The sequence below is a fragment of the Nostoc sp. DedQUE02 genome, assembly GCF_034531035.1.
Taxonomy (GTDB): Bacteria; Cyanobacteriota; Cyanobacteriia; order Cyanobacteriales; family Nostocaceae; genus Nostoc.
The window spans coordinates 16,352-33,488 of record NZ_JAVRBY020000039.1 but is presented as its reverse complement, the minus strand read 5'-3'; the positions used below and the strand labels follow the sequence as shown (position 1 = coordinate 33,488).

20 protein-coding genes are annotated in these 17,137 nt (G+C 42.9%); 8 read left to right on the top strand and 12 right to left on the bottom strand.

Annotated elements, in window-relative coordinates:
* Positions 1 to 76 precede the first annotated feature (76 nt).
* The 11 genes from RMX98_RS24480 to RMX98_RS24430 all read right to left on the bottom strand — a co-directional run bounded on the left by RMX98_RS24480 (position 77) and on the right by RMX98_RS24430 (position 7,230).
* A complete protein-coding gene (locus RMX98_RS24480) occupies positions 77 to 598 on the bottom strand; it encodes a hypothetical protein (protein ID WP_322677795.1) in 522 nt (173 codons plus the stop codon).
* A gap of 27 nt (positions 599 to 625) precedes the next feature.
* On the bottom strand, positions 626 to 1,846 hold the full coding sequence (locus tag RMX98_RS24475; RefSeq protein WP_322677794.1) for a hypothetical protein: 1,221 nt from the start codon (positions 1,844 to 1,846) through the stop codon (positions 626 to 628).
* 3 nt (positions 1,847 to 1,849) lie between these two features.
* The gene (locus tag RMX98_RS24470; protein ID WP_322677793.1) at positions 1,850 to 2,374 is read right to left on the bottom strand and encodes a phage tail protein; all 525 of its coding nucleotides are present in this window, start codon (positions 2,372 to 2,374) and stop codon (positions 1,850 to 1,852) included.
* Entirely contained in the window at positions 2,374 to 2,526 is a 153-nt protein-coding gene (locus tag RMX98_RS24465) for a hypothetical protein (RefSeq protein ID WP_322677792.1), read from the bottom strand. The genes RMX98_RS24470 and RMX98_RS24465 overlap by 1 nt, the downstream gene beginning before the upstream one ends.
* 71 nt (positions 2,527 to 2,597) lie before the next feature.
* The gene (locus RMX98_RS24460; protein ID WP_322677821.1) at positions 2,598 to 2,741 is read right to left on the bottom strand and encodes a DUF6760 family protein; all 144 of its coding nucleotides are present in this window, start codon (positions 2,739 to 2,741) and stop codon (positions 2,598 to 2,600) included.
* Positions 2,735 to 3,100, bottom strand: coding sequence for a phage tail assembly protein (locus RMX98_RS24455; RefSeq protein WP_322677791.1), 366 nt, complete (start codon positions 3,098 to 3,100; stop codon positions 2,735 to 2,737). Before RMX98_RS24455 ends, RMX98_RS24460 begins: the two co-directional genes overlap by 7 nt.
* A gap of 156 nt (positions 3,101 to 3,256) precedes the next feature.
* Complete coding sequence (locus tag RMX98_RS24450) at positions 3,257 to 3,580, bottom strand: hypothetical protein (RefSeq protein WP_322677790.1); 324 nt, start codon at positions 3,578 to 3,580, stop codon at positions 3,257 to 3,259.
* A gap of 115 nt (positions 3,581 to 3,695) precedes the next feature.
* Complete coding sequence (locus RMX98_RS24445; RefSeq protein WP_322677789.1) at positions 3,696 to 4,184, bottom strand: phage tail protein; 489 nt, start codon at positions 4,182 to 4,184, stop codon at positions 3,696 to 3,698.
* Between the two features lie 155 nt (positions 4,185 to 4,339).
* The gene (locus RMX98_RS24440) at positions 4,340 to 4,813 is read right to left on the bottom strand and encodes a phage tail protein (RefSeq protein ID WP_322677788.1); all 474 of its coding nucleotides are present in this window, start codon (positions 4,811 to 4,813) and stop codon (positions 4,340 to 4,342) included.
* Between the two features lie 137 nt (positions 4,814 to 4,950).
* A complete protein-coding gene (locus RMX98_RS24435; RefSeq protein WP_322677787.1) occupies positions 4,951 to 5,424 on the bottom strand; it encodes a phage tail protein in 474 nt (157 codons plus the stop codon).
* Positions 5,425 to 5,517: 93 nt separating this feature from the next.
* Positions 5,518 to 7,230: a phage tail sheath family protein gene (locus RMX98_RS24430; RefSeq protein ID WP_322677786.1), complete on the bottom strand. Its 1,713-nt coding sequence runs from the start codon at positions 7,228 to 7,230 to the stop codon at positions 5,518 to 5,520.
* Between the two features lie 722 nt (positions 7,231 to 7,952).
* Here RMX98_RS24430 and RMX98_RS24425 point away from each other — a divergent pair.
* From RMX98_RS24425 to RMX98_RS24390, 8 genes are all read left to right on the top strand, one after another.
* Positions 7,953 to 9,233, top strand: coding sequence for a DUF4255 domain-containing protein (locus RMX98_RS24425; RefSeq protein WP_322677785.1), 1,281 nt, complete (start codon positions 7,953 to 7,955; stop codon positions 9,231 to 9,233).
* A gap of 98 nt (positions 9,234 to 9,331) precedes the next feature.
* Positions 9,332 to 9,559, top strand: coding sequence for a hypothetical protein (locus tag RMX98_RS24420; protein ID WP_322677784.1), 228 nt, complete (start codon positions 9,332 to 9,334; stop codon positions 9,557 to 9,559).
* A 10-nt stretch (positions 9,560 to 9,569) separates the two neighbouring features.
* Positions 9,570 to 11,564 carry an ATP-binding protein gene (locus tag RMX98_RS24415; protein WP_322677783.1) on the top strand — a complete coding sequence of 665 codons (1,995 nt, stop codon included), beginning with the start codon at positions 9,570 to 9,572 and terminating at the stop codon, positions 11,562 to 11,564.
* A gap of 159 nt (positions 11,565 to 11,723) precedes the next feature.
* Positions 11,724 to 11,933 carry a Nif11-like leader peptide family natural product precursor gene (locus RMX98_RS24410; protein WP_322677782.1) on the top strand — a complete coding sequence of 70 codons (210 nt, stop codon included), beginning with the start codon at positions 11,724 to 11,726 and terminating at the stop codon, positions 11,931 to 11,933.
* A gap of 80 nt (positions 11,934 to 12,013) precedes the next feature.
* Positions 12,014 to 12,613, top strand: coding sequence for a Uma2 family endonuclease (locus RMX98_RS24405; protein ID WP_322677781.1), 600 nt, complete (start codon positions 12,014 to 12,016; stop codon positions 12,611 to 12,613).
* 139 nt (positions 12,614 to 12,752) lie between these two features.
* Positions 12,753 to 12,989, top strand: coding sequence for a type II toxin-antitoxin system Phd/YefM family antitoxin (locus RMX98_RS24400; protein ID WP_292864751.1), 237 nt, complete (start codon positions 12,753 to 12,755; stop codon positions 12,987 to 12,989).
* Positions 12,976 to 13,356: a type II toxin-antitoxin system VapC family toxin gene (locus RMX98_RS24395; protein ID WP_322677780.1), complete on the top strand. Its 381-nt coding sequence runs from the start codon at positions 12,976 to 12,978 to the stop codon at positions 13,354 to 13,356. Before RMX98_RS24400 ends, RMX98_RS24395 begins: the two co-directional genes overlap by 14 nt.
* Before the next feature lie 398 nt (positions 13,357 to 13,754).
* Positions 13,755 to 14,756, top strand: coding sequence for a reverse transcriptase/maturase family protein (locus RMX98_RS24390; protein WP_322677779.1), 1,002 nt, complete (start codon positions 13,755 to 13,757; stop codon positions 14,754 to 14,756).
* 128 nt (positions 14,757 to 14,884) lie between these two features.
* On the opposite strand, the gene RMX98_RS24385 is transcribed toward RMX98_RS24390, so the two are convergent.
* Positions 14,885 to 16,510 (bottom strand): DUF4157 domain-containing protein, encoded by a 1,626-nt coding sequence (locus tag RMX98_RS24385; protein WP_322677778.1) that lies wholly within the window; start codon positions 16,508 to 16,510, stop codon positions 14,885 to 14,887.
* Between the last annotated feature and the right edge of the window lie 627 nt (positions 16,511 to 17,137).

Sequence of the window (17,137 nt, the reverse complement as noted above, 5' to 3'; positions counted from 1 at the left end):
TTGCTAATGGCTAATGGTTAATGGCTAATGGCAATTAGCAATCAGCAATTAGCAATTAGCAATCAGCAATTAGCAATTAATTCATACGCTTGCTACGAGTATCTCCTGTACGGTCAACTTGGTTAGGTGTACCCATACTCGGTTGGGAGGTTGATTCGTCAATTTCTTCTAAACTCAAATCTAATTTTGCCCTTACTGGAGTACCGTCTGGCAAAAACATAATTAATTTGTAGGTCAGGTTGGTGATAAAACAACGAATATATTGATTGCTACCCCAAGCAAATACGTAAGTTGGCGGGCGCTTTTTTTGATTTTTGCCACTCTCTAGAAAGTTCACTGCTTTTTCAAACTTTTGGATATGGACAATGACGCTTTTACCACCGCCTTCTTCATAAGTATCTAGCAAAATGTCATTGATGGTGAGCGTGCAAGGTTCTGGATAAGCAAAGTTGACTTTAGGTAATCCTCTACCAGTACGCGCACCGCTATTTTTAGTAAGGTTAATCTGTTGTTGAAAAACTAATTGATTGGGGTTAAACATGAATTCAATCGTTTCACCCCCATCTGAGGAAACCAGTTTAGCTTTGACTAGTGACATAACTTTCTCCTCTCAACGTAAATAGGATTACCAGGATGAGCGTCCAGTATAACCACGTCCGTGACGCTCTTGCTGAATACGCAAGCGATACCGTACTTTCTCATAGATTGCTTGCGCCAATGTTTCTATGCTTTTCGATACTTCAGAGCTACTAGACTCTTCTGTTGTATCGACGAAGGCTTGCTCGCTTGATAGTCGAATTGTTTCTGGTTCGTTGGCTCCTTTGGCTTGAATTAGAGTATTGACAGATGAACTATCTTGTTTACTTATTTTTCGCTGTACCGAAGTTGTCTGCCTCTTTACAGAATTGCCAATATTTGACCAAGAGGATACATTGCTACCTGACACAGTTGTACGGTCTGATTTAAGGGAGTTAGTAGAACTCTGAGTAACTATATTAGTAGCAGCATATTGACTCAGCGATCGCTTGGAAGCGAGTGAATCCAAAACCATAATATTTTGTAGAACCTGTGGCATTTGTAGCAACGTTCCTGACTGACTATTTCTTGCTGGCGTATCTGTTATTGGGGCACGTTGAATCATATTTCCTGAATCAGAAACAGAATTCTTTAGTAGAGATGAGCTTTCAGCCGTGATATTACTGTCTGAAGCCAATGCCGTTGTTTCTGTATGCGCTTGTAATGTAGGAAATGAATCAAAATCTGCTTTTGACTGAACCTTTGGTATTAAAGTAGTTACTGGTGCGATCGCCTGCATCGGGGAAAGTGCGAGAGAATCAACTATAACCGACTCTGCCCGATCCTCAATATCGGCTGCTTTATGCTGGGTATTATTTGACTCAAAGTTAACTGCAAAATCAGCTTGTGTGTCGGAAAATTCCGATCTCTGCAATTTTCTTGTCAGGTTGGAAGATTGCAGAGGTGAAATTGTTGAATCTAGTTTTTTTTGTAAAATTTGCTTTGTCGGTGATGAAGTGACTAAATCACGAGAAACTTGTTTTGTTGCGTTATCTTTTGCAGTCGCAGCTCGGTATTCTGAAAAAAATGGTGAATCCTCAAACAAATTATTAGAAAAATCTGAATCAGATTTTTTAGAAGAAAAAATTGTCGGAGCTAGTATAGAAAGAGACTGCACTCCTAATGGTACGATAAATTGCGGGGTAAGTCCCTGATTGCTTCCCAAAGGTTTATGTGGTGACAATATGTCTTTTTTACTTAGAGATTCTGTTAATTTTGTTAACTTCGAGTGAGAAGTTTCACTTAAAGGCACATTATTTGATTCAGCCATTGCTTAATTACTACCAAAATAGCCATTATTGCGTCCCTTGAGGGAGGTTGCAGAAGCTGTACCGGATTTAGCAACTTTAATGCCTTCATAAACTAAGGTTAATTCTTCAATAGCTACTGTAGAAGAATCTGCTGCTAATTGAGGAGCTTTCCAACCAACAGGTATAGCTCCAATCAGCGTCCAACACTGCATGGTTTCGCCGGCTTGGTTGAACACTAAAATGTTAACGTTGCGACGTTCGATCGCCTTTTGAGCATCAGTTCTCATAACTTGACTTGCCCATTGCCAAAATACCATATCATCACTAAGACCGCGCTTTAAAGTCACTTCTGAAAATTCTGGCTGTCCTAGTAAGATACGTTGCTGGTCATTCACACCTCCTTCATAATAAGTTTCGTACTTGACTCGAACTCCCAAACCCTGACACTCGGTAAACGAGGCAGAAATAGTACTTTCTAATCCCACATAGAAACGATTAGCTGTGACGTAGTTGAGTCCAAAAGTTTGTGTTCCATTTGTTGCCACCATTAAATTCGGCTCCCATATCCTTGAGAGCGTTCTTGATGCTTGCGGAAGTCTTCTTGCAAAAGTTTGTAAACGCGATCGCTCAACTGCTCCATCAAGAATGAGTCATGTAAAATTTGTTCTAATAATTTGCCGTTAATTTGTGATTTAGTCATATTTGTTAATTGCTAATTGCTAATTGCTAATTGCTCATTGCTATTAACCATTAGCCATTAGCCATTATCGATTACTCTCTAAGTTTGCCAACTTCCATAACCCAGCGACGGCGATCGCTATGTTCCAAATCGAGAATTTCTTCTAACGACCAATGGAACTCAGAAGCAACACAGGCTATCTCCTCATAAAGTTGGTCTGAGGGATAGCCTAAAATTCCCCCGATAGCGCCAACTCCGAAGAAAACTTATTATTACAGTTAGGACAACACACAGGAATTTCTAAATTGCCTTGTTGGTTAATACGGTTGTAAAACTCCCGCAGATAGCTTAGGTCGCGGGTAAATAGATTTTCTAGTATTTCGGGAGTAATTTTTGACAGCGTACCTATACGAACAATCACCCGTGAAAACATCACTAAAGTGCTATACGCTTCACCTTCTTTGGCACGCCGATCTTTTTGCACAGCAATTTCATCTTTCGCCGTAGCCAGTCGCATTACCCCATCACGGTGAACTACGCCTTCTGTATCCATCAATCCACGAGGAAGTGTAAAATCAAACTCTGTAGTCAACATCAAGTTTTTATATAGCAATCATAGATTTTGAACTTTTTTTGTTAATAGCTAATGGCTAATTGCTAATTGCTATTGTTTTCTTACTATTAACTATTAGCTATTAGCTATTAGCAGCTTTATTGAGTGTTTAACAACTCATGTAATTGGCTATACCAACTAAGATTTTAACGTTATCTCTGGCTCCATAACCTCCGATTCTAGTTCATTTATATGTCGATAGAACTTTTGTAGATAGTTAAGGTCACAGGCAAATAGCTCTTCAATCACGATAGGTGTCACTTCCTCAAGTGCACCTAATCGGCTAATTACTCTTGAAAGAATAATGACCGTTGCATAAGCCGGATTCGACTTAACTCGTGGATCGCGCAATGGCACAATTTCATCAATTGCCCGTGACAGTTGCATTATCCCTTTGCGATGAACATTGCCATCAACATCAAGATAGCCTTTTGGTAAAGTAAATTCAAACTCTGTTTGCATGGCCTAACTGCTTAACCAAGAGTAAAGGGTTTTGTTAACAGCTAATTGCTAATGGCTATTAGCCATTAGCCATTAGCCTTAGCTTCTTATGAGACACGAGTAATCGCGTTTTTACTCATTTAATCCGACTAAATTCATCAATTGCCAACTCAATCTCTTCGATTTCAAACTCACTATTACTTGCACTGACATCAGAAATTTTGTATTTTATGGGCCATGCCCCCAAAAATCTAAATCTTGCCTGTTCAATAGCATTTTGGTTGTACAGGGTTAAATCACCATTGCGGCGTTGCTTTGCCCAGTTGCCTTTTTCAACAGCACTGAACCAATCCCACACCGCCATAGAAACAGTCATCCCGCGACGCAAAATTAAATTACCACTGTGAGAATTTCCTGGTATTTTTGTGCGTGCTACTCGACCAACGCTATTGCCATCTTTGCCCCATTTCTGGGGAGTCACCTGACAAAACTCGATGGCCTCCTGAGTGCGCTCAAATCCTTGACATTCCATGAAGTAGCCGTCAATGCGATCGTCACTACCATCTACCCGAATTTCTAAGTAATAACGGGAAGAAGTTAAAAGTTCATACTGCTTATCTGTCACAGAAGTATTTTGTAATTTTAGATTGATAAAATGCTAATTGCTAATTGCTAATTGCTAATTGTTTAGAATCCAAAGTCTTAGTCCATACATTTTAGCCATTAGCTATTAACTATTAGCTATTAGCTATTAGCCATTAGCCATTAACTAATTTCAAATTACTTAGTACGCCGGATGGAGTGGAAAGCTAATTCGACTGTTTCCGTAGCTAGTTCCGTCGTGCCTGCCTCCAGTTGGCTTGATTTATAAGTTTTGGGCATAACACCTGTCAAATTCCAGTGTGCTGCTTCTTCGCCACCCTGATTATACAGAACGATAGAGCCAGTTTTAAGCACTCCTTTATTTGTAGTTCCTCCGCCTGTAGTGGGTTGGGAGTGGGAATCAGTGTACCATTTTATTAATCTGTCATCCTGAACAGTAGACACATATTCTACCGTGACCGTTCCATTACTCACTCCGGTAACTGTTGCCTGAATTGCAGCTTTTCCTCCCTTTGTAACACCAAAAGGATTGTTGTCTCCAGCAGTTTGCAACTCTATAGAGATGCCGCTGACTTTTTTGACAATTAAGTCTGTCAGTCCGTCAATCTCTACATAAAACTTAGAGCAAGAAAGCACTTCACCTTTTGCCATAGTTAACTCCTGTACAAGTATTAGATTTTGTTAATTGCTAATTGCTAATTGCTAATTGTTAATTGTTAACTAGATTGTTACCATTAGCCATTAGCTATTAGCTGTTAGCCATTACCCATTACCCATTAGCCAATGTTTTATTTTGTGCGGTCTATTTGTTCGCAGACAATCTCAAACGTCTCTACAGCCAATTGATTGCTGTCGGCGGAAAACTCCGAGACTTTGTAAGATTTAATCCAAGCCTTAGTTACCTTCCAGCGCATAACTTCTGTATCACTACTATCGTAGGCAACTATAGCGCCACCCTTTCTGTTCTCAGCCCATTTACCGTCTCCTCCTTCGCTTTTTGGCATCGTAGCCTTCATCCAGTTGTAAAAATCCATGTCACCTTCAGCTAAGTAAACCTCAATAGTGAAGTTAGGATTTTGCTTGAAACCGCCTGAAGTTGTTTGCCAAAGCGTTTTACCATCTTTAGTGGAGGCAAGTGGCTTTTCGTGTCCTACGGTTTGTCCTGTAAAGTTCATCTCAGCGACACTCTTGAGCAGTTTCTGGGTAACACCATCAAATTCAACATAAAACCTACTACTAGGTATTGGTTTTAATTCAGGCATATTTCAACTCCTTAACAAAACGCGTGATATGCGGGAAATGTAGAAGTAGGGACAGGGTGAAAATTCTCTCTCCTGTCTCCTAATTTTTATTACTTACTGTCCTGGTGCCCACTGGCTAAGGCGGAAGATGACAAATTCTGCTGGACGTACTGGGCAAACGCCAACCTCTACATAGAGACGACCTTTCATCATTGTCTCGTGGGTGTTCATTTCACCATCGCATTTCACATAAAATGATTCGGCAGCAGAACCACCAAACAGCGCTCCCTCCCGCCAGAGTTGCTCAAGGAAGTTGCTGACAGTACGCTTCACACGCTCCCACAAATCCATATCGTTCGGCTCGAATACTACCCATTGAGTACCCATCTCAATGGATTTCTCGATATAGCTAATGAGACGGCGGACACTGATATAACGCCATTGGATATTCTCTGGTTCTACTAAGGTACGAGCGCCCCAGATTTTGAACCCTCGGTTGTAGCTGGCAAAGTTACGAATACAGTTAATACCTACAGGGTTCAGTAGTTCTTGTTCTCGCATATTGGTTTCATACGCCAAACCGAGAACCCCACGTGGAGTATCATTTGCTGGTGCTTTAAAAATACCTCGTGACTGGTCGGTACGGCACCAAACACCCATCATATGACCGCAAGGGGGAACCAGAATTGGTTTACCACCGTTGCGGGGATTGGCTACTTTTATCCAAGGATAGTAAAGCGCCCCAAACATTGAGCGACGGTTAAATTCCTTCAGCCAATTAAACACATCTTGCGGTTTTTGCTGGTCTGGAGTAACAGCACGGTTCTCGTTTTTACCAGGCTTGACAGGCGGCGGGTCTATCACCACCATCCGGTAAGCTGGCCCTGGGAAAGAGTTTTCGCACATACTCAGCATCATTTCTATGACACCGTGTACCTGATCCAAGTCTATCAGTCCGTTTTGGTATGCTCGCATAACATCAGGACAGGCCACCATCGCCACTTCGTCTACTTCAAAAATGCCTTGTAAACCGGTTTTGTCGGTGCGTACCCCAGTCACATCTCGTGTCATGTGTTCGGCACGAGCAATGTATGGTGGCGGAGCAATTTCGTAGGAACCATTGGCTGGACGACGAGAGAGAGCTTGACCTGTCTGAGAAATATTAGCAATTTGCACAAACTCGGAACTTTCCAGCGCAGTTACGACATAATCAGCAACCGCAGTATCAACCTGCTGGTTCAAGGTTAAATGGTTATACCGCTCCAGGATTTGGTCGCCACTACGGACAATAACTGAGAAGTATTCACCTGTATTAATCGGGGTATCTGTACCCTCTGGCGCATCATTTGGTAGAGGCTTCGGCTCACTTTCGAGAATCGAAACTATGAACCGTCCGCCACTCGGTGGTAAGGCAGGTACGCTGCCTTCTGCTTCTGGCAGCTTGAGGTTAAACATCAAAGATGGCTTACCACCAGGGGTAAGCAGCTTGGTGCCAGTTTCTTCGGAAGTCGGAGCAGAGGAACCAGGTAGTTTTGTACCAATGCTTACCACCCAACAACGTCCCCCACCGTTATCAAACCAGCCCTTCACTGCAAAAGGTAGGTAGGCATCAAAGTCTGTAAACCCATCTGAGCCACCTTTGCCAAAGTACTCTAAATACTGGCTCCAGTTTGTAACCATCATCGGTTTGAATAAATCTGCGTCACCACGCACATCTTCAGTGAAGCCTACAAAGCCCGCTACGCTCATACTGACACCCTCAATTGGGCGGCTGCCACGGTCTACCTCTTCAACGTAGACACCAGGAGCAAAATAATCTAATGCCATTTGCAACAATCCTCCATTGGTTTAGGGGTAGATAACGCACAAAGATTTGCAGTGTATTGCTTTTGTCGTCGAGAGTAACTCGACCTAACTCTTATGTGAGCAATATGGTCTTATTTACGGGTGTTTAAAATCTGAATTCATTGACGCTACCATATCGCCATCAACTACAAACTTGAATCACAACCGCGACTACTACAGTTATTTCAGATACATTCATCACGCCCTCTAGCACTTTTTAGACTAACGGGGCTGAAATCTGGGTAACTGGCATCTGGTTCGCAAGTAGAGAAACCCCTGCCAACGATGATTTTAAGTAATTACTTGGAGATTTTAACGCCTTATTTCTGAATTAATTGTGTAATTATTATTACATATTTTTCAGAAGTGCTTACCCTTAGTACCCAGTATCTTTACATTACTCATATAAGTTGGCACACGTTACTCTTGTTTTACAAGGGCTTAACAAGCTGATATTGATAAAATTTTACTAATTATTAGTTTTTTATAATCAGTTTAATTTATTAATTAAGCAAAATATTCTTTGTTATATATAACTAAATTGTGCGTCAGTAGAATAAAAATGGCTTTTCCTGCCTTCCAAACGGCAAGATCGATGGACAATCACCTAAGACTTGGATAAAGTAGAAAAACTAAATTTCCCGAATTTTACTCAGTAATGTTACGTAAAGAAAAGAATCATTTTTTCATTAACATAATTGTCTGTGAGTAATTATCAGGCTGTTGCAACTGTGACAGCAATTTTCCAAAGCATTTTACAATCTGCCGTACAGGTAGATATAGATGGTGCGAGAGTCACAACGGTGCAGCCTAGAAATATCGGCAATGGAACACCAGAAATCGGTATTAATCTTTTTCTGTATCATGTTAGTCGCAATCCCGCTCTTAATAATGCGGACGCTATGGCACGCTCAAAGGGAGCTACAATCAGGCGTCAGGCAGCACTTGACCTTTATTATGCAATTAGCTTTTATGGTAATGATACGGAGTTAGAGGCACAGCGATTATTAGGTAGTGTGGTTCGCACGCTCAACGATCGCTCAACAATTTCAGGCGATACTATTCAGGAAGCGTTAAGCGTGCCAAATTATAGATTTCTGGCTGGTTCTAACCTCGGAGATCGGATTCAGCAATTACTCATCGTTCCGATGGATCTCAGCCTAGATGACCTATCTAAGGTTTGGACAGTGTTCTTCCAAGCTCCCTATATGCTCTCGCTGATTTACAAAGTAACTGTAGTGATGATTGAGGGCGAAGAGTCCTTGAAGCGGTCATTACCTGTAGGCGATCGCAATTTAGGTGGTGTGGTTCCTTTTCCCAACCGTCCCGTAGTCGAACAAGTGGTGTCTGCGGCAGGTAAATTAGAGCCAATAATGGCCAATAGCACCTTGCATATATATGGTAGGCATCTGGCGAGTGACATTACAAGAGTGCGAATTAATGGCTTTGATGTTTCGCCATCAAAGGTAAGCGAAACCCAAATTATTCTACCTCTTTCAGACTTGTCCATTGATTGCCTACGGGCAGGTGTGACTTCCTTGCAAGTCATTCATAGCGTCCCAACTGGTACTCCAACTGTGAACAATGGATATCGTACTGTTGAGTCAAACGTCGCGCCCTTTGTACTTCGTCCGACCATCAAGGTTTTTAGCCTCTCCAAGTCCCAAGGACGTTTTGAGGAACTGCGATCGGCAATTCTTAACGTACAGCTAGATGTCATGGTAGGCAAGAAACAGCGAGTTGTTCTCGTGATGAATGAATGGTCAATTGACAATCCTCTAAGTTACCAATTTGAAGCTAAATCGCGCAGTGCTAATAGCGATACCATTGCTTTTAATCTCCTAAGTGTAAAAGTGGGCGAGTATTTGCTGCGCGTACAAATCGATGGCGCGGAAAGTTTGCTGAGTATCGATAAGGATGAAACTAGTCCTACTTTTAAGTGGTATAACGCGCCTAAATTCACAATAAGCATTGCTAATAGCTAATGGCTAATGGTTAATGGCTAATGGCGATTAGCAACTAGCAATTAGCAATTAGCAACTAGCAATTAGCAATTAGCAATTAGCAATTATCAAACACTACTATGAATGCTAAAAAAATGTTGAGAGAGCAGTTAGAACAAGAATATGAATTTGCCACTACAAATATGTTGAATGAGGTGGGAAACAAAGCCATAAAAATGGGATTGATTGTGGGGCACGGCTACCACAAAGGAAAGTACGAAATTTTACAACAGGGTAAAGCCATCTTACTCCCGCCTAAAGAGGCTTTTGACTATTTGCAGAACTTAATTGCTGAGTTGGAAAAGTGATTTTTCATAGATGATTTTTTACAGAAATGCTGACTGGCGTAGAGAAAATCAACGCTACTTAATGCAGGAACTTGCCCGTGTGCGACAAGCTTTGATGCAGGCAAAGGAAGCTGGAGAAGATACAGGGGAAGATGAAGACAATCCCCTCACTACGTCCCCGCGTCTCCCACTGTTTGGGTCATCTCCCCCATCAGCCTTGGAACAACTTTGTCAAACCTTCAAGTTGTCAGCGTTTGAACGGGATGTATTGCTTTTGTGTGCGGGGATGGAGTTAGATGCTAGTTTTGCTCCGCTTTGCGCGGCCTCTCTTGGAGATGCCCAGAAGAACTATCCTACTTTTAGTCTGGCTTTGGCGGTGCTGGAAGATGCTTACTGGGAAGCGCTGGCTCCCACTGGCTCATTGCGGCGATCGCGGCTGATTGAAATTGGCGCTGGTAATACTCTCACTACCAGTCCTTTGCGAATTGACGAGCAAATTTTGCACTATCTCACGGGTACATATCATCTGAATGAACGGCTTGTAGCAATGGGCGCAGCTGTAGCCAAGAGCGAAGAATTAGTTCCTTCCCATTGGCAATTAGTAGAACAGATGGTAAGTATTTGGTATTTAACGCCATCAGAACCGCTACTGCCACTATTGCAGTTATGCGGCAACGATGCGGCTTCGCTTTTAGCGATCGCTTCCACTGCTTGTGACAAGCTTAACTTTGTACCTTACACTCTTTCTGTAGAATTACTGCCCACAGATATTAGCATTCTTAACTCGGTCAAGTGCCTGTGGGAACGGGAATTTAGTTTAAATAATGTAGCCTTGTTACTAGAGTGCGATCGCCTAGAAATGCTGGATGGGAAGGAAGAAAAAGCGATTTCTCAATTTCTAGAAAGCATCCAAGCCCCTGTAATTCTATTGAGTAGCGATCGCCGTCGCCAGAAGCATCGCCCATTAATCACCTTCGACGTTACCAGCCCCACTTCTGAAGAACAGCGTCTATTATGGCAGAAAGCTTTGAGCGATGCCCCCAACCTCAACGGACACGTTGATGCCCTAGTTTCTCACTTTAATCTTAGCGATCGTGGGATTCGTGCTGCTTGCTTGAAAGCCAGGAGTCAGGAGTCAGGAGACGTTAATTCTCCCCCTCTGCTTCTTTGGGACATCTGCCGCATTCAAGCGCGTCCGCGTTTGGATGAACTAGCACAACGTATGGAAACTTCGGCGGGATGGGATGACTTAGTGTTACCGGAACGCGAAAAGGAAGTACTGCGAGAAGCAGCAAAACACATTCACCAACGCACCAAAGTTTACGAACGCTGGGGTTTTGGTGGCAAAAGTAAGCGAGGACTGGGAATCAGTGCTTTATTTGCTGGAGCAAGTGGCACGGGTAAAACGATGGCGGCGGAGGTGCTAGCACGAGAACTCAGGTTAGATTTATACCGGATTGACTTGAGTGCAGTGGTGAGTAAATATATTGGCGAAACAGAGAAGAACTTGGGGCGGGTGTTTGATGCTGCGGAGATGGGCGGTGTAATTTTGCTGTTTGATGAGGCAGATGCTTTGTTTGGCAAGCGTTCTGAGGTGAAAGATTCCCACGATCGCCACGCCAATATGGAAGTCGCTTATTTGTTGCAGCGCATGGAAGCTTATCCAGGGTTATCTATTTTGACAACGAACCTCAAAAATTCCATTGACCAGGCATTTCTCCGCCGCATCCGGTTTATTGTCCAGTTTCTGTTTCCTGATATCAATCAAAGAGCAGAGATTTGGCTCAAGGCGTTTCCCAGCCAGACACCCATTGAAGAGCTTGATGAGTGGAAACTCGCAAAATTGCAAGTTGCAGGCGGTAATATTCGGAACATTGCTCTCAACGCGGCATTTATTGCCGCCGAAGCCGACCAGCCCGTGCGGATGGAGCATATTTTACAAGCCGCTAAGAACGAGTATATGAAGATGGAAAGACAACTTACTGATGTTGAGGTGAAGGGGTGGGTTAAGACTGCTAATGGCTAATGGTTAATGGCTAATGGCTAATGGTTAATGGTTAATGGCAATGAGCAATCAGCAATCAGCAATTAGCAATTAGCAATTAGCAATTAGCAATTAGCAATTAGCAATTAGCAATTAGCAATTAGCAATTACTTAAAATTTTCGTTATTTAAGAAGGAAATTATGGCACAGCAAGAAGTTACCAGACTATTTAGAGAAGCTCAGATTAATCCCAATTTGCGCCAAAGGCTGAATACTGCTCCTGATGTGGAGACATTTGTACAAATGGCAGAACAACACGGCTACAATTTTACGATTGAGGAATGGCAGAAAGCCACAGGTTTTGCTGTGGAAGAGTTGAAATGTGAGTTATCTGAGATTCCAGGTATTTAGTAGAATGATTAAATGAGATATTTGTTTCTAACCGCCCATTTCGCGTTAAGTTGACCTAATACGAGCATGAGGCGAAGGCGATGGTACAACTACTGAGCAAAGCCACCGACCAACGAATTGTTCGTTACGATGGCACATGGGAACAGTTCAAGCTAATCCAAAAAGGCTTTGAGGGCTATGACGGTGTGCGGCTATTTTATTACAACGGCACAATTGAGATTCTGACGCCTGGAGAAGACCACGAATTTTTCAAAACCATCATTGGGTTCTTAATTGAACTGTTTCTGATAGAGAAGGGCATCGAATTTATCCCTGCTGGGTCGATGACTCAGGAACGTCAAGGAACAGCATCTGCCCAAGCCGATGAGTCTTACTGGTTTGGTCAGAAGCAGCTCGTCCCTGATATCTCAATAGAAGTGGTGTTTAGCAGTGGCGGTTCTAACAAACTGGAGCGATACAAGGCATTAGGTGTCCCTGAAGTCTGGTTCTGGGAAGATGGATTTTTCTCGCTCTATCACCTGCAAGAGCAAAACTATGAGCGAATTTACCGTAGTCAGCTTCCTGGACTAACTGACCTGGATATCGATTTGCTATCACGGTGTGTTCTAATTGCCCAAACTTCAAGGATTGAAGCTGTCAGAGAATTTCGTCAGGTGATTTTAAGGAAAGAGCAGAGTTGACAAATTGAGCGCTAATAGCACATCTCTAACCAGAGAAATAAGCATTGTTGCTACATTCAATAACAATCTTCAGGGTAAGAGAAGAATTTTTGCTATGATATCTAAACTCATGAAACAATGTGAATCTTTAAGGAACACAATGAAAAAGGTTACACTAACGGAATTGAGTAATAATATTGATCGTTTACTGGATGAGGTACTAGAAACAGGTATTCCGCTAGAGATTAACAAAAATGGAAAGTTGTTAAAAATTGTTCCTATAGAAAAAAAAGATAAACTTAAAAACTTGACTTTTAAACCTGATGTTATCCAAGGAAATCCAGATGATTTAGTTAATATCAGTTGGGAGCAGGAGCTTAATATTGATTTATCTTGATACTCATGTAGTTGTATGGCTGTATTCTGGTTTGACAGATAAATTAACTGATATTGCTAAAACTTTAATTAATGACAATGAAGTTTATATTTCGGCAATTGTTCGATTAGAGTTACAGTATTTATATGAGATAAAACGTATTAAAGATGAACCGGATGTGATTATTTCTAATCTGTTCGATCAAATTGATTTAAAGATATGTAATAAAAACTTTAATGATATTATCAGCATTAGTTTAACGATTACTTGGACTCGCGATCCTTTTGATCGGATTATTACAGCAAATGCTCTGTTAAATAACAACATATTACTGAGCAAAGATCAAAATATTCTGAATAACTATCTGTATGCAAAATGGTATGATTAAAAGTTGCATCAATCGCAAGAGCAGCGATCGCACCCCGCCCGCCGCTAGCATCGCACCTCATACGACTTTTTAGCTCCGTGTTTGTTTGAGCGATCGCACTCGCAGCACCTACAGCGATCGCACTATCAGATTAGCATTGCTTCCTTTGGGGTTCGGGTTAGTCCCATAGCAATACTGTTCGGTTAAGGTAAGAGACGCGATAAATCGCCGTCTTTACAATAATCAGTCCTTTGTAGAGACGGCGATTTATCGCGTCTTTGGAATATATTATTTTCATCAAATAACCGTAAACCAAACCGTATTGCATCGCATCTCAACCTCGGTTTACCCGGAAATCATGCAGCTAATCGAACGAGTCACCAGTGATCAAGTCATAGAACGCGCTCTTGAGTGGCTCTGTGAACGCCGCCAGCACTATCACTATAGATAATGATGTTTGGCAGTTGCGGCGGTGGTGGGCTGAGAAAAAACCGCAGATAGTGGCACAACTGCTGGCGGGAACTTATCGCTTTCGAGAACAGCGCCGAGTAACGGCGCAGGGAGAAGTTAAGGAAATTTGGGCGGCGCAAGATGCCTTGGTGTTGAAAGCTTTGGCTATTGTGCTGCATGAGGAGTTGCAACCCTACTTGTCACTCCGATGCTTTCATTTGGCTGGAACGGGAGGACTGAAGGCGGCGGTGCGGGAGGTGAATGCCCATCTGCACGAGAATGAGTTTGTCTTTCGCACGGATGTGAAGGGCTACTACGCCAGTATTAAACATGATATTTTATATAATTTGGTGAGTCGGTATGTACAAGACTCGGTGGTGTTGCATTTGGTTTTGCAGTACCTCAAGCGGTTTGTGTCCGATGGCGGGGAATATACGGATATCCAACAGGGGATCTCCTTGGGGTGTCCGCTATCGCCTCTGATGGGGGCGCTGTATCTGAAGCCGTTGGATGACCGCATGGCGGAAATGGGGTGCTTTTATGTGCGGTATATGGATGATTGGGTCATCTTGGCACCGACGCGCTGGAAGTTGCGGGAGGCGATTAGGGCGGTGAATGAGGTGATGGCGGATTTGGTGGTGGAAAAGCACCCGGATAAGACCTTTATCGGGCGAATATCGCGGGGCTTTGATTTTTTGGGTTATTGGTTTTCACCGTCGGGTTTGGGGGTTGCCCTGAAGACGGTGGAGAGGTGTTTGGAGAAGGTTTCCCGGCTTTTTGAGCAAGGTGCGTCGGTTGGGCGTATTGGGGAATATGTGGGGCGGTGGTGGCAGTGGGTGAGGGGTGGGGTTGATGGGGTTTTGAGAGTGGGCTATCACCTCGATTGGGGTTGGGTTTGGACATTTACCTTCGTTAACATACCCTACGATTATACCTGTGATCGCACTGGTTCTTTCGTATTATGTGTATGAACCAGTTTGCTAACCATTTCGCCCTTCCCCCACCACTATCTCCCAAGCCTTCACTTGCACCCAATCCTTTTCCCCCACCCGACAACCCTGACCACACTACCCACAAACTCCCTTCCGTTCACCTCTTCTCATGTTGTTTTCGCGAAATTACACTCAAGCCAGCTTTCTCCCGCGAGAAGATTAACCACTGTCCCTGTCATGAACCCATACCGTTTACTGCGCAGACCCATTCCCTCCAGGATTCCTGGCACCATCTTCATTTCCAATCCTGGCGCTTTAAACTCATCTCTCACCTTTTCCGTGATCGACTTCTGCAAAAGTCCTGGGGTTAATTTCAGCATCTCACTAGTATATTTATTCTCATGTATGTGTCTTGCTAAATCAAAAGTTCTTCCTCCATACTCTCTCCATAACCTCCTGTCCGCTTCTTGTTTTTTGGCCGCTAACTTCATCTGCTGCTTGATTTTTTTTCTACTCATCCCTCCAAGATTTTTATTATTTACCTTCATCACGCCGATCTCGACCACCGTCAGCGATGGATACGTCACTTCGGCAAATATATCAACGTACTTATCCCATTGATCTTTTTGAAATATATGACCTCCACTTCCTGACGCTGTTATATCTAGCCACGCTATATGTTTTGCCGTCTTTTGCTCACTCAACACTAAATCTGGTATTGTCGCTCCATTTCTGACCTGGGTGAATACTACATATCCTGTAGGTACTCCCACTTGTGCATACACTGATCTCTTATCGCTGACTAATGTTTCGATCACGTATCCAAACTGTGCATGAAGTCCCACCACGGGCTTGCCTAGCATGACTTGTTCCCACAACGTTTTCCACCGACTCGTCCGCCCGTCTAGATCCGCATATCCTCCCAAGCTCGGACAGCTCAATACATACTGATACGCTTTGCTCACTGCTTGATCGTATCCTAAGAAGAATTTTTTGGCGATATCGTTCGTATCCCTTACTGCCCCGTAGTTTTCATTCTCTATTACTCGTTGAATCCTTGCCCGTTCGTGTCCTCTTCCATTGAACTTCCTCAAAACTCCTTCTCCACCTACATTCTGCTGCACCACATGAGTCAACTCATGTGCTATCAACTCCTGCCCCCCTTGACTCCCTGGCTCATACGCCCCCTGCCGAAAGAACACATCCTGCCCCGTAGTAAACGCCTTCGCCTGAATCGATTTATTCAACTGGTCTGACTGAGCATCCGTATGTACGCGAACCCCACTAAAATCCGCGCCCATTGCCTCTCCCATTGACCGTTGCAGACCTGCATCTAATGGCTGTCCACCACCCTTTGCGTTGTTAATTGCTCTTTCCAAATCTGTTGATGCTTCCCCTCCACCAATCGCTTCCCGACGTTGCACCAAGGATTTCATTTGTATTTCTGACTCTTCTGGCTTTTCTACACGCTGTATATTCTCTTCCTGCTTTGCAGACACTGCTTCCGGTTGATGTATACGCTGGACAACTTGTGCTGCTACTCTATCCGCTTCTTGCTCGTATTTATCTCCCGGCTCACCAATAGTCAGTTTGGGTTGAATCGCTAACTTTCCAAGGCTGTGACCAAAACGACTGGCTCGCTCTACTTGCGCTTGTAAATCTGGGGGTACAAGTTCCTCTTGCGTTTCCGTTTTGCTTGTTTGTGCAAAAGGTCGCATTTGCAGAAATTCTGATGAGCTAGGTGTAGCAGTTGATTTCGATAAAGCTTTTTTTTGAAGCGGTTGCTGTGTCATTAGGAACCCCAGATTTTAGTTTTAACTATATGACTGTCCCAGTTTGGCACAGCATCAGGGTTTTTACAGTTCAGTATTGTTATGGAGTTTTATATAAATATTTATAACTCTCAGCAGTTACATTCATCTATTACAGCCAGTACCCCTTAATCAGCAGCAGTGTGGCGTTTTATAGTACTTTTCGTTCCCCACGCCGATTAGGTATAATTCTTTCTCTTTGTCTCATAACTGGGATTTTACGGCGATAACACTGACGGTATTTGCCACATTTCAGTGATATTACTGTTGAATCCAAAATTAATTAAATATAATTTACATTACATACCATATTGGCTCAAAGTTGTTTAAAACAATTACAGCGTTTTGCTTCTATTTTCAGTAGATCCTTTACCCACCTTATAAAAGCTACGGTTTAGACACAAGTAAAATTACCTCCCTTGGAAAGGCTACCGTGTACACACAAGTCGAATTTCTTCTTAAATCTAGTCGTTTATTGAATTCGGGCGATCGTTTATTGAATTCGGGCGATCGTTTATTGAATTCGGGCGATCGTTTATTGAATTCGGGTAGTCGTTTATTGAATTCGGGTAGTCGTTTATTGAATTCGGGTAGTCGTTTATTGAATTA

Bases quoted from the DNA above. Each gene is read 5' to 3' on its own strand.
- RMX98_RS24480 (WP_322677795.1), bottom strand. From the start codon at position 598: ATGTCACTAGTCAAAGCTAAACTGGTTTCCTCAGATGGGGGTGAAACG.
- RMX98_RS24470 (WP_322677793.1), bottom strand. From the start codon at position 2,374: ATGGTGGCAACAAATGGAACACAAACTTTTGGACTCAACTACGTCACA.
- RMX98_RS24415 (WP_322677783.1), top strand. From the start codon at position 9,570: ATGATTTTTTACAGAAATGCTGACTGGCGTAGAGAAAATCAACGCTAC.
- RMX98_RS24450 (WP_322677790.1), bottom strand. From the start codon at position 3,580: ATGCAAACAGAGTTTGAATTTACTTTACCAAAAGGCTATCTTGATGTT.
- RMX98_RS24435 (WP_322677787.1), bottom strand. From the start codon at position 5,424: ATGCCTGAATTAAAACCAATACCTAGTAGTAGGTTTTATGTTGAATTT.
- RMX98_RS24465 (WP_322677792.1), bottom strand. From the start codon at position 2,526: ATGACTAAATCACAAATTAACGGCAAATTATTAGAACAAATTTTACAT.
- RMX98_RS24475 (WP_322677794.1), bottom strand. From the start codon at position 1,846: ATGGCTGAATCAAATAATGTGCCTTTAAGTGAAACTTCTCACTCGAAG.
- RMX98_RS24405 (WP_322677781.1), top strand. From the start codon at position 12,014: ATGGTACAACTACTGAGCAAAGCCACCGACCAACGAATTGTTCGTTAC.
- RMX98_RS24440 (WP_322677788.1), bottom strand. From the start codon at position 4,813: ATGGCAAAAGGTGAAGTGCTTTCTTGCTCTAAGTTTTATGTAGAGATT.
- RMX98_RS24385 (WP_322677778.1), bottom strand. From the start codon at position 16,510: ATGACACAGCAACCGCTTCAAAAAAAAGCTTTATCGAAATCAACTGCT.
- RMX98_RS24455 (WP_322677791.1), bottom strand. From the start codon at position 3,100: ATGTTGACTACAGAGTTTGATTTTACACTTCCTCGTGGATTGATGGAT.
- RMX98_RS24430 (WP_322677786.1), bottom strand. From the start codon at position 7,230: ATGGCATTAGATTATTTTGCTCCTGGTGTCTACGTTGAAGAGGTAGAC.
- RMX98_RS24410 (WP_322677782.1), top strand. From the start codon at position 11,724: ATGGCACAGCAAGAAGTTACCAGACTATTTAGAGAAGCTCAGATTAAT.
- RMX98_RS24420 (WP_322677784.1), top strand. From the start codon at position 9,332: ATGAATGCTAAAAAAATGTTGAGAGAGCAGTTAGAACAAGAATATGAA.
- RMX98_RS24400 (WP_292864751.1), top strand. From the start codon at position 12,753: ATGAAAAAGGTTACACTAACGGAATTGAGTAATAATATTGATCGTTTA.